Source organism: Ferrimicrobium sp. (assembly GCF_027319265.1).
GTDB lineage: Bacteria > Actinomycetota > Acidimicrobiia > Acidimicrobiales > Acidimicrobiaceae > Ferrimicrobium.
In genome coordinates, this window is record NZ_DAHVNP010000050.1 from 13,875 (window position 1) to 27,467 (window position 13,593).

12 protein-coding genes are annotated in these 13,593 nt (G+C 59.7%); all 12 read right to left on the reverse strand.

The genetic code is table 11. The features are described from left to right. Positions 1 to 14: 14 nt before the first annotated feature. Complete coding sequence (locus M7439_RS07710; RefSeq protein WP_308464450.1) at positions 15 to 635, reverse strand: alanine racemase; 621 nt, start codon at positions 633 to 635, stop codon at positions 15 to 17. A 35-nt stretch (positions 636 to 670) separates the two neighbouring features. Continuing rightward, positions 671 to 1,264 (reverse strand): polyphenol oxidase family protein, encoded by a 594-nt coding sequence (locus M7439_RS07715; protein ID WP_298341785.1) that lies wholly within the window; start codon positions 1,262 to 1,264, stop codon positions 671 to 673. Between the two features lie 35 nt (positions 1,265 to 1,299). Beyond that, the gene (gene ftsZ / locus M7439_RS07720; RefSeq protein ID WP_298341783.1) at positions 1,300 to 2,400 is read right to left on the reverse strand and encodes a cell division protein FtsZ; all 1,101 of its coding nucleotides are present in this window, start codon (positions 2,398 to 2,400) and stop codon (positions 1,300 to 1,302) included. Positions 2,401 to 2,508: 108 nt separating this feature from the next. After that, positions 2,509 to 3,267: a hypothetical protein gene (locus M7439_RS07725; protein ID WP_308464444.1), complete on the reverse strand. Its 759-nt coding sequence runs from the start codon at positions 3,265 to 3,267 to the stop codon at positions 2,509 to 2,511. A 172-nt stretch (positions 3,268 to 3,439) separates the two neighbouring features. After that, complete coding sequence (gene murB / locus M7439_RS07730; RefSeq protein WP_298341777.1) at positions 3,440 to 4,360, reverse strand: UDP-N-acetylmuramate dehydrogenase; 921 nt, start codon at positions 4,358 to 4,360, stop codon at positions 3,440 to 3,442. Positions 4,361 to 4,364: 4 nt separating this feature from the next. Beyond that, entirely contained in the window at positions 4,365 to 5,723 is a 1,359-nt protein-coding gene (gene murC / locus M7439_RS07735; protein ID WP_298341774.1) for a UDP-N-acetylmuramate--L-alanine ligase, read from the reverse strand. Further along, complete coding sequence (locus M7439_RS07740) at positions 5,720 to 6,799, reverse strand: UDP-N-acetylglucosamine--N-acetylmuramyl-(pentapeptide) pyrophosphoryl-undecaprenol N-acetylglucosamine transferase (RefSeq protein WP_298341771.1); 1,080 nt, start codon at positions 6,797 to 6,799, stop codon at positions 5,720 to 5,722. Before M7439_RS07740 ends, murC begins: the two co-directional genes overlap by 4 nt. Continuing rightward, positions 6,796 to 7,902: an FtsW/RodA/SpoVE family cell cycle protein gene (locus M7439_RS07745; RefSeq protein ID WP_298341768.1), complete on the reverse strand. Its 1,107-nt coding sequence runs from the start codon at positions 7,900 to 7,902 to the stop codon at positions 6,796 to 6,798. The genes M7439_RS07740 and M7439_RS07745 overlap by 4 nt, the downstream gene beginning before the upstream one ends. A gap of 73 nt (positions 7,903 to 7,975) precedes the next feature. Beyond that, a complete protein-coding gene (gene murD / locus M7439_RS07750) occupies positions 7,976 to 9,304 on the reverse strand; it encodes a UDP-N-acetylmuramoyl-L-alanine--D-glutamate ligase (RefSeq protein ID WP_298341765.1) in 1,329 nt (442 codons plus the stop codon). After that, positions 9,301 to 10,338: a phospho-N-acetylmuramoyl-pentapeptide-transferase gene (mraY, locus tag M7439_RS07755; protein ID WP_298341762.1), complete on the reverse strand. Its 1,038-nt coding sequence runs from the start codon at positions 10,336 to 10,338 to the stop codon at positions 9,301 to 9,303. The genes murD and mraY overlap by 4 nt, the downstream gene beginning before the upstream one ends. Further along, positions 10,335 to 11,777 carry a UDP-N-acetylmuramoyl-L-alanyl-D-glutamate--2,6-diaminopimelate ligase gene (locus M7439_RS07760; RefSeq protein WP_298341759.1) on the reverse strand — a complete coding sequence of 481 codons (1,443 nt, stop codon included), beginning with the start codon at positions 11,775 to 11,777 and terminating at the stop codon, positions 10,335 to 10,337. Before M7439_RS07760 ends, mraY begins: the two co-directional genes overlap by 4 nt. 62 nt (positions 11,778 to 11,839) lie before the next feature. Beyond that, positions 11,840 to 13,579, reverse strand: a complete 1,740-nt coding sequence (locus M7439_RS07765; protein WP_298341756.1) for a penicillin-binding protein 2 — start codon at positions 13,577 to 13,579, stop codon at positions 11,840 to 11,842. Positions 13,580 to 13,593 lie beyond the last annotated feature (14 nt).

The window sequence follows — 13,593 nt, forward strand, 5'->3', positions numbered from 1 at the left end:
TCTATCGTAGCACGTTATTGACCACGTGCCCCGAATAAAACACTACCTAACCGCACCATAGTAGCACCCTGAGCGACCGCCACCTGGTAATCGGCTGACATTCCCATAGAATATTCCCGAATTCCCAAATCTTCCCCGAGACGACGGACGCTCTCGAAGTATTGGCGAGTCTGTTCCTCAGTGCCGGGGAGTGCCATGCCCATCAAACCGATCACACGAACCTCTAGATCGCGACCGAGCGCCAGCAACGATGCGACCTCGTCAACCTGGGCACCATTGCGCCCTTCGGGGTGCCCTGGAGGCGCGACCTGGATGAGTACGTCACCGCGATAATCGAGTTTGGCCAACCCCTCAAGCTCGGAGGGTCGCGAAATCGTCTCGATCACCGATGCGTATTGGCAAATGAGCTTGAGGCGCCTGCGCTGAATAGCGCCCAGATAATGCCAGCGGGGGCGAAGGCCAAGGCGCTCAGCTTCAACCGCCTTCGCCGCCAACTCCTCGGCGTAATTTTCGCCCACATCGGTCAGGCCAGCACTAAGCGCACTCGCTACCGCATCGACCGGATGGGTCTTGGTCACCGCAACGATGCGAACCATATCCGAACCGCCGTGGCGCCGTATCTCGTCTCTCACCACAGCCAAGCGCCGCCCAACCTCCTCATAGGCGGGCATCAGCGGTCACCAGCGCTCACGAGTGTCAGCTGACGCTCGAGGGTACCATCGCGACGATAGGAGTGGTACGCATCGTTACAGAAGGTACAGTGACCGACCGAAAGGACCTCTCGAACACGCTGATGCATAAGGAGACCCGACAGGGCTGCTTCGAGCGAGAGATTATCGCCTACGAAACTCGCCTCCCCAAAACGGTGCGCAACGACGTAACGCTCCGGTCCTAGAAATTCGTAACAGCAGGATCGAATGTGCGGACCGATGACCGCTACGAGGCCATCACCGCCAAGGTGCGCCAGGCCCGCCTCGACTACGCCAGCGGTCAACCCCCTCCACCCAACATGGAGTGCAACGGCATCACCCTTACGGTTGGCCACCACCAGTGGGAGGCAGTCTGCTGTCCGGATAGCGGCTACACCATGGTGTCCGGCAGGAACATAGATTCCATCCGCCTCAACGGCCCCAGGTTCGCCAAGGGTGTCGTCGATAGCCACCACTCTTGCACTGTGAACCTGCTGTAGTTGGGCCAATGGCCCACCACCACCGATCATCGCGGCGGTCTCAGCGGCGACATCCGTGCGATCGGTGAACGCCACTCTCACGCCACTCTCACGGAGCGAGAGCGCGATCATCAGCGGAGAAAGAAGGGTACGTCGCCGTCGTCTGGATCCTCCGGATCCGTGTTGACTTCAGTCGGCACTGGCTCTTGGGGCACCACCGGTACGCCAAAATCAAGCTCTTCACTGGGAGGTGGAGGCGTAACCCGAAGCTTTGGCGTATCCTCCCCCCAGACGTCGAAGCCAGCAGCGATGACCGTCACTTTGACCTCGTCCTCCATGGACTCATCGATCACACTACCGACGATAATGAGGGCGTCGCTCGAGGCAGCATTTTGGATAATGTTGGCGGCCTCATTCAACTCGAAAATACCGAGATCAGTGCCGCCAGCGACGTTCAGCAGGATACCTTGTGCACCATCGATCGAGGTCTCAAAGAGCGGCGAGGTGATCGCATTGCGAGCGGCCGTCGTCGCGCGGTTTTCACCACTGGCGATACCGATACCCATGATAGCGGTACCCGCAGAGGCCATGATGGCCCGCACATCGGCAAAGTCGGTGTTAATGACGCCCGGAGTCGTGATGAGATCGGTAATCCCCTTCACACCTGACAACAAGATATCATCAGCCATTCGGAACGCCGCGATCATTGAGGTCTTCTCATTTGCGATCGTCAAGAGCCGATCATTCGGTATCACAATCAGCGTGTCGACATGCTCACGCAGACGCTCGATACCCTCGTCGGCCTGGGTCGCTCGACGCTTTCCCTCGAAGCCGAAGGGCCGTGTGACCACACCGATCGTGAGCGCACCAATCCCTCTAGCGATCTCCGCGACGACCGGGGCACCACCAGTCCCCGTGCCACCACCCTCGCCAGCGGTGATAAAGACCATGTCCGCACCGGTGAGTGCCTCCTGGATCTCATCCTTATGCTCCTGAGCTGCAGAGCGCCCAATATCAGGGTTCGAACCTGCACCGAGCCCACGGGTGAGCTGGCGTCCAATATCGAGTCGGATATCAGCGTCGCTCATCAACAATGCCTGCGCGTCGGTGTTGATCGCGATGAACTCAACGCCCTTAAGGCCAGCCTCAATCATCCGATTCACGGCATTGCCACCGCCACCACCGACACCGACGACCTTGATCACGGCGATGTAATTCTGCGCGTCATTCATCTCGCGTCCCACCTCCGCTGCACCTTGGCTCGAACCACCACACGGCCTCCAATTACATAAAATTCGGGCAGCTCGTCGGATGATCCTCTGCGCTACCTCTGAATTTGACTAGCCTACACGATCGTTGAAGAGAACCGCTGGACTATTTGGGTTAATCGCGTCGACAACTGCCCCCGGTGCGACGAAGTGCCTGCAAGCGCTCACCTCCGCGTGCGCACGAACCCCACCCCCCAGCAAGCATTCGCCTGCATCACCCATCCGCAACACAATTCCGGACCCACGCAGCACAAAAACCGTAGCCGGTTGGCCACCCAAGGAGGAGAGGCCCTCGGACTCCATAGCCGCTACCACTGTAGCCAACCGTACCGGTATCTCATCACCTACTTGGGGCCTCCACGGACAGCCCATCGTAACGGTGCGCAGCACGAGCGGACAGAGAGAGATTAACCGTCCCGGTCGTGGGGAGCGCGCAGCGATGACGATACCCGCACTGGTCAACCCATACCCACCTCGGAGATAACCCTCGGAAGGCCGACTGGAGAGCTCCACCTCCAGGGAGGATGGCCAGCGAATGGCCCATGCGTGGAGACGGACCTCTCCACGGAGGCTGTTTTGGAGCATGAGGACAGCATCGACACTGTGGGCCGATACCGACCAGACATGGTGGCCCACTAATCGTTCGCTTAGTTGTGCAATCACCGCCGTGCGTTCGGTCTCGGTACCACCCAGAACGGTCACCGAACGGATCCGTAGAACCGGTCCTGCGTAGAGCCAGCCAACGCCCACTATGGCTACGACTACCACGACCGCCACTGCCGTTAATTTCCAGGGCCGCGCTGGGCGGTGAACATTGCGAGGTTTCGGCATGGCCGCACTTGCCACCCCGCGGGCCGGGTCGGCTGTGGTGCCAATCCACGTCGTTGGTGACATCCACCGCGATCTGCGACGTGAACGTGGCTTGACACGTGCAATCGAGCCTCTCGCTTGACCTGATTGTCTCTGCGGGCACTGTCTCATGCCGTGTCGTCCCCTTTGGATCCTATGAGAAACCGACGAGTCTGACCTCTGAGCGCAACTCAATCCCAGTTCTGCGTGCCACGTGCTCACGAACCACTTGCATCAGATGGAAGACATCATCAGCCGATCCTTGCGGATCAGCTTGAATAAAGTTTGCGTGTTTAGCCGACACCGCCGCACTCCGATATCGATGACCCTTTAGACCACTCTCCTCAATCAGAAGCGCCGCCGGGAAGCGTTCTGGGTTCACAAAGACCGAGCCAGCGTTCTGCCCTCCTGGTTGATGGGCACGACGCCAGGCGACGATGTCACTCAACTGGGTGGCAAGTTCGTGGGGGTCACCGGCTTCGAAGGCAAACCGTGCGGCGATGACGACCTGGCTCGCACCCACTGCCGAGGAACGATACTCCAGCTCCAGGGCTGCGGCGGACTGCCACGTGGGGGGCGCATCGGCCTCAAGATCGACAAGGAGCGCCGACTGCAACGTTTCCGCAAGAACATGGCCATGTCCACCAGCATTCATTCGCACCGCACCACCGACGCTACCTGGCACACCAACCGCCCAGGTGAATCCATCGAGCCCAAGCTTGGCGATCCTGCGCGCCATGACAGGAAGCGGGGAGGCGCCGCCGAGCTCGACCTGGCTATCATGCTGTTGCAACCAGGAGAACCCGGCCCCTAATGTAATGAGCAAACCAGGAAAGCCTCCGTCAGCGACGAGAACATTCGAACCACGGCCGAGCACAAAGAGAGGAATCTTCGCCACACCCTGCGACAGGATATCACGGAGACGCTCAAGCTCTTCAACTGAGGCGACCTCCACGCCAGCAGCGGCCGCGCCGCCGACCCGATAGGTCGTTCTCGCCCCGAAAGGGGCTTGTTCAAGAACAAAAAATCCACCAGCCCTCAGCTGATCGATCATCCGTGCGAGCCCTTCGGCCACCGTGCTACCACACGTCCGCGAGTTCGGTATCGAGCATAGTGATATCACCAGCACCCAGGGTCAAACAGACGTCATCCGGTTCGAGCAGACCACGCACGACTAGGGCGAGCTCGTGCCGAGAGGAGCAGTAATGGGCTCGATCTCCAAGTACCCGGCGGGCCGCCTCATAGACCGCCTCACCACTGACACCTGGGATTGGGTCCTCCCCTGCGGCATAGACATCGGTGACCACGACGATATCGGCTCCCGCCAACGCCTCACCGAGCTCCTCAGCCATGGCCTGCGTCCGTGAATACCGGTGCGGTTGGAAGACAGCCACCACCCGCCGTGCTCCGAGCTGTCGGGCCGCTGCGAGCGTCGAGACCAACTCACTCGGCAGATGCGCATAGTCATCGATAATCCGCACGGAGTCGAGGATACGACGGTGTTGGAAACGACGCGAAACACCGAGGTACCGACTGAGGGAAGGGGCGATCTCGGCCAGTGTGACACCCATGGCCGCGACGGCCGCGATCGCCGCGGTGGCATTCAAGATGTTGTGCAGCCCCAGGACCGAGAGCTCGACACTGCCGAGCCGTCGCTTATGTTCGAAGACCTCGAAGGCAGTTGACATCGGAGACATCGAGACGTTCTTGATCTGGTACATCGCCGACTCCGAAAATCCATAACTGCGACACTCCATCTGTGCAGCAAGGGCAGCCAAAAATGGATCCTCCACACAGAGCACCGGAGGGAGATGCGATCGGCGAGCGAAACGGACGAACGCCTCCTGCAGGTGATCGAAGTCGCCATAAAACTCTAAGTGATCGGGCTCAACATTGGTGATCACACTCAAAGCCGGATCGAGCTTTAAGAAGGTGCCATCACTCTCGTCAGCCTCTACCACCATCAACGGAGAAGAACCATAGTGTCCTGAGGCCCCAGCCTCGTTGAGTTCAGCACCGATCACATAGCTCGGGCTGTACCCGGCTTGGGCTAGGGAGAGGCCAATCATGGAGGTGGTAGTGGTCTTGCCATGGGTTCCAGAGATCGCAATCACCTCTCGCCCTTCCGTGAGCGCTACGAGCAGCTCCGCTCGGGAAGCTATCGGTATGCCAAGTGCCACGCTCATAGCGAGCTCGACATTACTACTAGCGATGGCACTTGAGTAGGCGACGAGTTGCGCACCCTGGACATGTACGCCGTCATGGCCAAGGAACACCGTGGCGCCGAGTAGGCGGAGCCGTTCCATGACCGCTGACTCCTTGAGATCCGAACCGGTCACGGAGTAGCCGGCCTCGAGCAGCAACGAGGCAAGTGCACTCATGCCAGCTCCACCAATACCCACGATATGGACCCGTTGTACGCCATCAAGGAGACTCATTGCCTCACCATCTCCTCCCACATCAGCCGTGCAGCCTCCGGATGAGCGAGCGTCTTAGCGGCCGTAGCCATACGAAGTCGCCGTGGTTCATCCTCGACAAGCCCCCGAATCGCCTTGGCCAACTTCGATCCCGTTAACTCATCATCCTCGATGATTATGGAGGCACCTGCACGGGCGAAGACAGCGGCATTGAGCCGTTGATGATCATTGGGCGAGTTCGGTAATGGCACCAAGATCGAAGCGCACCCGAACAGAGCGACCTCGGTCAGCGTACTCGCCCCCGCTCGAGCGACGACAAGGTCAGCTGCCATCAGATAGCGATACAACCCAGGGTCCCATCCAAGCGCGTGGTAGCGGGGGTTGCGAACGCGCGATTCAGCTTGACTCAGTCCATTCTTCGCACCCATGCTATGCACCACCTTAACACGGCTCAGGTCTACGAGTTCTTCCGCGGCCGCCACCGCCGCGATATTGACGCTTCGCGCTCCCAGAGATCCAGAGGTGACCACCACCACCAGATCGTCGACCCCAAAGCCCAAGGAGGCGCGCACATCCTCTCTATCGTTGAGGTCGGCAACCTCACGACGAGGAGGGTTACCCACCACCGCAGCTCGCCGCAGCCACGCTTTTGGCAACGGTACCGGCCAGGCCAGAAAGATGCCGGCTGACCAGAGGCCAACGAGACGGTTCGACCTCGTCAGTGCAGCATTCTGTTCGAGTAGATAGGATCGGGCGCCGCGCGTGCGCGCGAGGAGCGAGACCAGTGGCGTATGGAAACCACCAAAACTGATCACTATCTCCGGTCGAGGCAAGGAACGAAGCAGTGAGAGGTTTGCCGAGATGGCCTTGGCATTCGTCATCAGCGCCGCAACGGTTTGGCGAAGCCCTCGGGGCAACCCAGTCCCGCTGACCCGCACGATAGCGATGTCAAGACCAGCCGTCACCTCATAGTCGACTTTGCGATCCGTGGTGATAAGGATCGGTTGCACGTCGTCATCGAAGGCCTCGATCATGGAGAGGCCGGCATGGATATGGCCAGCGGTTCCACCAGCCACCACCCAAACCACTCGACTCACGCGATCTTCCTTCGACGCAGGACTCCACTGACGATGCCCAAGGCCGCGAGCGTCACCACCGTCGAGGAGCCTCCAGCAGAGATCAGTGGGAGAGGAACGCCCGTTACCGGCAACAAACCGATCACTGCCCCGATGTTGAGTGTCGTCTGTACCATCAACCAGACAGCGATCAAGAAGATGACCGCGCGCTCAGCAGGATCTGTGACATGCTCAGACAGTTGGAACATCACGATCACCAAGGCAACAATGCACAACAGGATGACCACCGAACCCAGGAGCCCAAAATCCTGGCCCACTACCGCAAAGATAAAGTCAGTTTGGGCATTGGGCACATACCCCCAGTTCGCTAAGCCTGTACCTAATCCGGTTCCAAGGAGATGGCCCGACGCGAACGAGTTGAGGGCCTGGACCTCTTGGTAGGAGTAACTCGCTCGATACCTCCACGGGTGCAAGAAGGAGAGCAGCCGCAACCGACGATAGGTGCTCGAAAAGGCGCCAATGATCCCGATAAGGACCGAGCCACCCGTCACGACCGTCAAGGCGCGACCCCGTACGCCGCCGACATAGAGCGCTCCAAGACCAAGAGAGAAGACGATCATCGCGGTGCCCATGTCCGGCTCGAGAAAGATCACCCCCGCCATCAGCGCCGTGACGACGATGACCGGCCCAACCAGCTGGGTAGGACGACGGCTGGTGACAAGACGAGCCAGAAAGAGTACGAGGGCGAGCTTGGCAAACTCTGACGGCTGCACCTGAATCGGACCAAACTGAAACCATCGATCCGCACCCCCCACGCTACGGCCTACGCCAGGAAGCATCACCGCTAACAACATCGCGGCCGCACCCAACAAGATGAGTGGCGCCAACTTCAACCAGACCCGCAACGGCACCGCCGCCATGATGACAAAGGCCAATCCTCCGATCACCAGCCAAAGGAGCTCATGGGCGACTAACGAGGTCACGGAGGCATGCGCAGCGATAGTGGCGACATAGGCTGCGGCCACCTCGAGGATGGCCCCTACTGTCAACAGGATGAGCACAAGCCAGTAAAACGCTGCCCGAAGTCGAATCTTGTCGACAGCACTGCGTAGGTACGTCGTCATCGCTTTCCCCTCTCCCCTCGTTGGCCTGACTCCTTGCCGGGGCCTTGGACACAAGACCCCTCCCCACGACCCATCACGCCGACACCCCAGTCGACGGAGTCGTCCCAGGCGCCAACTCTCTTACCACTGCCTTGAAGTCGAGCCCGCGTACGACGTAGCTGTCATACCAATCGAAGGAGGCAGCACCCGGTGCCAGCAACACTACATCTCCTGTATGCGCCTTGGTGATCGCCAAGGCAACCGCCTCGCGCATCGAGGATGCCATGGTTGTGGGGACATCGTGGGCGCGAAAAAGCTCACCGATCTCGGGCCCACATTCGCCGATGGTGATGCAGTGACCCACCCGGTCCGCCACTGCGGCCATCGGCTCGAAGGAGAGGCCCTTGCCCCGTCCTCCGGCGATGAGAATGACGTGAGCAAAGGAGCTGATGCCAGCCGCAGCCGCGACCGGCGTGGTGGCCTTGGAGTCATTGACCCAGAGAATACCGTTCCACTCACCAACGAGTTCTTGTCGGTGTTCGAGCCCCCGGAACTCCTCTAACACCGCGCGCACTCGCTCGGGATCAGCACCCGCCGCATCGGCGGTAGCCCATGCCGCCAAGGCATTGGCGACACTGATCGGGCCACCTCGCCCGAGTGAAGCGAGCGAGGTCATCACCACCCCATCTGGACCAACCAGGTTGCCCTTGGCGACGCGATAATCCGCTGCTCCCTCCAGCGAGAAGGTTCTGCGTGCTACGCCCTCGGGAAGCAGGGTCGCCGCAACCACCGGGTCATCAGCGTTGAGAATCGCCACTCCTGTGCGAGGGAGCTGTGCAAAGAGCTTCGCCTTGGCGAGCCGATAAGCCTCGAGTGTGCCGTGCCAATCAAGATGATCAGGAGTGAAGTTCGTCCACGTAGCGGACGCTGGCGCGAACGTCGGTGCCCAGGTGAGCTGGAACGAGCTCGCCTCGACCACGTATCGTGTCGCACCTGAGCGTGCCACCGCTGCGAAGGAGACTCCAGCGTTCCCGCAAAGTGTTGCCTCGGACCCGAGCATCATCTGCGTCAAGGTCGCCACCGTCGTCTTGCCGTTGGTACCGGTGATGGCACAAACCGGTGCATCCGCAAGCAGCCAACCGAGTTCAAGTTCGCCGATCACCCGGTTCGCAAGGGGTTCCATTCCGAGCCGCTCCGGTGAGATTCCAGGACTCACCACCACGAGGTCCCAGGCCTCACTGCGCAACTCAGCGATCGTCCCACTGCGTTCGAACCTCTGTTCCCCATGTGATGCAGCTTCTCTGAGTCTCGCCTTATCCTCAGCCAACGAAAGCTGCGCTCCTCGATCCGCAAGAGCCTCTGCGGCGCCGAGCCCGCTGATCCCAAAGCCAACGATCAGTACCCGAGCCCCAGCTAGGTTCATCGTCCAAAACTTCCAAGCGAGAGAAAGTCGGCATAGAAAGCCCCAACCGCGATCGCCGTAACCACACCAGCAAAGATCCACAGCCGAATCAGAACGGTGGTCTCCGGCCAGCCGTAGAGCTCAAAGTGGTGATGGATCGGGGCCATCTTGAGGATTCGCCGATGAAAAACGCGGAAGGAGAAGACCTGCGCGATGACGCTGAGCGTCTCGACAACAAAGAGACCACCGAGGAGTAAGAGCAACAGATCAAGCCGTAGCACGAGTGCAAAGGCTCCAAGACCGCTGCCGATAGCGAGTGAGCCTACATCACCCATGAAGATCTTGGCCGGCGGCGCATTCCACCAGAGAAAACCGAGAATTGCCCCGACAAAACACATCGCCAAGACTGCTAAGTCAAGCGCATCATGAACCCCATAGGCGGCGACATGGCGGAACATCCAGTAGGAGATCAGCGCGAGGGCAGCAAAGGCGAAGATACTCGCTCCCGAAGCAAGACCATCGAGACCATCCGTTAAATTAACGGCGTTGGAGGTACCCACAATGACCAGGACGGCAAAGATACACCACCCCACCGTGCCGAGACCGATACTGAGACTCCCCAGCCGCACAAACGAGATAGCCGTCGGGACATGGGCCCAGAAGTGCGCCAGCAGCGCAAAGGCAATAGCAACCAGCACTTGGCTACCAAACTTCGCCGTCTTGGTCAGGCCAAGGCTACGGCGATTGCGAACCTTGAGTAGGTCATCGATCAACCCAATAATCCCGGAGAAGATGGTGACGCCGACGACAAGGACTCCAGAGCGAGAAAAACTCACTCCGAGATGGATGTGCACAAGCAGATAGCTCAGCACGATGGCGATGAGAATAGCGATGCCACCCATCGTCGGCGTACCTGCCTTCACGAGATGTCGACTCGGTCCATCCTCGCGGATCTGCTGGCCAACGCCGCGCGAACGCTGCCGATCGATCAGGATTGGGGTGACAAAGATAGCGATGATGAGCGCGAGTCCGCTGCCGGTAAGGATAGGGATCAACGTTGGTCATCCCGCAACTCAAGCACCGCCCGCAACGCCTCATCGTAGTCATCAAAGTCATAACTCGCCAATCCAATGCGTTGGCTACGCTCATGTCCCTTACCAGCGATGACCAAGACGTCCTCATCACAGAGCTCATCCACCGCGGTACGAATCGCCAACCGACGATCGAGAATGATCCGCGGCCTTGTGGTAGCGACCCATCCCGCCGCGATATCGTCAGCGATGGTCTGGGGGTCCTCTGAGCGAGGGTTATCGCTCGTGATAATCACGACGTCAGCAAGACGTTCCGCGGTCGCGCCCATGAGTGGTCTTTTCCCGTGGTCGCGCTCCCCGCCGGCACCGAACACCACCATGAGCCTACCGGCACGGCCAAGCGACAGCCGTGCCGCCGTCAACACCTGTTCTAGCGCCCCTGGCGAGTGGGCGTAGTCGATAAAGATCGATCCATGCCGACTGGGGACACGCTCGAGCCGGCCCCGAGGTGCCTGAACCTCTCGAGCCACCTCCACCAAATCATGGAGCTCGAACCCGAGGGTCTCTAAGGCGATCAACGCCATGTGCAGATTCACGAGGTTATGGTGCCCGATTAGCGGTGCGGCAAAGCGATGGCCGCGTAGATCGAAGCTCAAGCCATAAGGACCAAGGGTGATCTGGCTCAGCTCGGCATCGGAGACACCGACGACCGGTATCTGGGCCCTCTCCAATAGACGTTGTCCCCACGTGTCATCGGCATTGATCACCCCAAGTTTGGCATAGCTTGGATGAAATAGCGAAGCCTTGGCCGCGAAGTACTCCTCCATCGATGGGTGAAAGTCAAGATGGTCTTGGCTCAAGTTGGTAAACATGGCGACCTCGACGTTAAGGTACCGGACCCGATCCATGGAGAGCGCAATCGAGGAGATCTCCATCGCCGCGTAGCTTCTCCCCTCAGCGACGAAGGTGGCGAGCCGACGGGCGATCTCCGGAGCCTCCGGTGTTGTAAGACGCCCCCACAATGTCCCCATCGTGCCTACCCCATAGCCGAGAAGACTGAGCATCTCTGAGACGAGCGAGACTGTGGTGGTCTTACCGTTGGTGCCGGTCACACCGACTACCTTGAGTCGCTTTGAGGGCTCCCCATAGACAAGCTGACTCGCCAGGGCGACACAGTCGCGCACACGAGCAGGATCGACGACAATCTGTGGTAGCGTCGTCTCCGCCACAGGCTGGGTCACCAGTAGCGCCATGGCACCCTTGCGTTCAGCCTCGCCCACAAAGATGCGTGGGTCTACGTGGGCACCCGGCACCACGGCGAAGATATCTCCAGCGTTCACAAGTCGGTGATCCATGGCGATGCCGATGGCCGTCGCACCCTCTCGACCCTGTCCTATCAGCTGTGCATGAAGCTGACGAGTCAATTCGCCCAACGTCATCGCGACATGCCTCGTCTCACCCACTCCTCCACCCCAACCCGGACCATGAACATAACTATGGTATAGGCATCGGGTGCTGGTAATAGTCACTCGCGCGACCTTGAGGAAGAAGACTTCGGTAGCTTGGGTAGTAATGCAGAGTCAACCCCACCCGTAGGAGTGACACCATAACGGGCGAGTGCGTAGCGCATAATCTGGCTAAAGACTGGTGCAGCCGTCATGCCACCATAGATCGGAACCGGTTGGTCCAACATGACCACCGCACTCAAAACAGGGTGCTGGGCTGGCACCATTCCGACGAACGTACCCCAGTATGCACCCATCTGATAGCCCGCCTGGGTATGCAACGGCTTCTGTGAGGTTCCAGTTTTGCCAGCCACCACATACCCGGGGATGTTTGCGTCCGGTGCTGTCGCATTGGCCCCCGTCACTCCAGACAAGAGATGGATCATCTCCTCATCGATCGTCTTTGGGACGATTCGACGCGGATTCGGTGAGGACATCGGAAGGAGATGACCGTTGGCACTCACGGTGCCGAGCACGAGCTTTGGTGTCACCATGACGCCACCGTTGGCGATGGCATTATACGAGTCAAGGACCTGCAGCGGCGTCACCAACTGGTCCTGCCCAATCGGGGTCGAACCAATGGCAGTCGGTGACCACTGACTCACCGGTTTCAGATAACCCTGCGTCTCCCCCGGGAACGCAAGTCCAGTTGGCTCTCCCCAACCAAAGCGTTCAAAGGAGGCCAAGAGACGAGTGGGGCCCAGGCGCCGAGCAATCTCGATCGTGCCGACGTTCGAGCTTTGCGCTAGGATCTGGCGCATCGAGAGCACCTCAGTGGGGTGAGGCTCTGCATCATGAAAGATAGAGCCATCGATGTTGAGTTGGCCCGGCACCACCTCAGTAGAGGTTGGGGTGATCAGGTGGTCCTGGAGAGCGGCGGTGAAGGTCGCGATCTTGGCCACTGATCCGGGTTCGTACGCGTAGGCCACCGCTTGATTGATCCAACTTTGGGTCGGGAGGGCACGGGTGACATCAACTGGTTGGGCTCCGTTGGCTAACGGTTGGGCTCCGGGTAGCGGTGGGGCCGTGAGAGAGACCATGGCTAAGATCTGCCCAGTAGCGACATCCATCACGACCGCGGTCCCGCCGATGGCGTTCGTCTTTTGGATCTCTCCCGCAACAGCCTGCTCTGCGTATGCCTGCAGTCTGGGGTCGATCGTCAGCTCCAGGTTCTTGCCTTGTACTGGCGCCTGCCGCTTAACGAGGGCATCCGGTAGTGGAAGATTGCCAGCCGCCGTCCGTTCGACCTCATAGCCATTTTTACCAGCGAGAAGGTTCTGATACTGGTACTCCAGACCAAAGAGACCATTGTCATTAGCCCCAACCCTTCCGATGACTGGCTCCGCGAGCGAGCCCGTTGGATAGTAGCGAGCCTGACCTGGTGTGACGTTAATCCCCGGGAGCTCTCCATTGAGTGCCATTGACTCTATGGTTGCACCAACCGATTGGGTCACCAACTGGGCTACCACAGAGTATCCCCCCTTCACGGTAAGCGCACCCTCAACCTGGGTCACCGGCAGCGCCAGGAGTTTGGCCAACGTCGCAGCTTCAGGAGCAGGATCTTTGATCAAGAGCGGGTCAGCGATGACGGTATCGCGCAGCTCCGACATCGCCAGTACCTCGCCATTGCGCCCAAGGATCGACCCACGAAGACCGGGAAGTGTCACCGTGGTCTCTGCCTCTTGCACGGCGAGGTTCGTATAGCTCGGCGAGGCGAGCAAGGTCACACGCAACAGCTGCACCACCAACGCAAGCGTCACGATCGCGCACACCA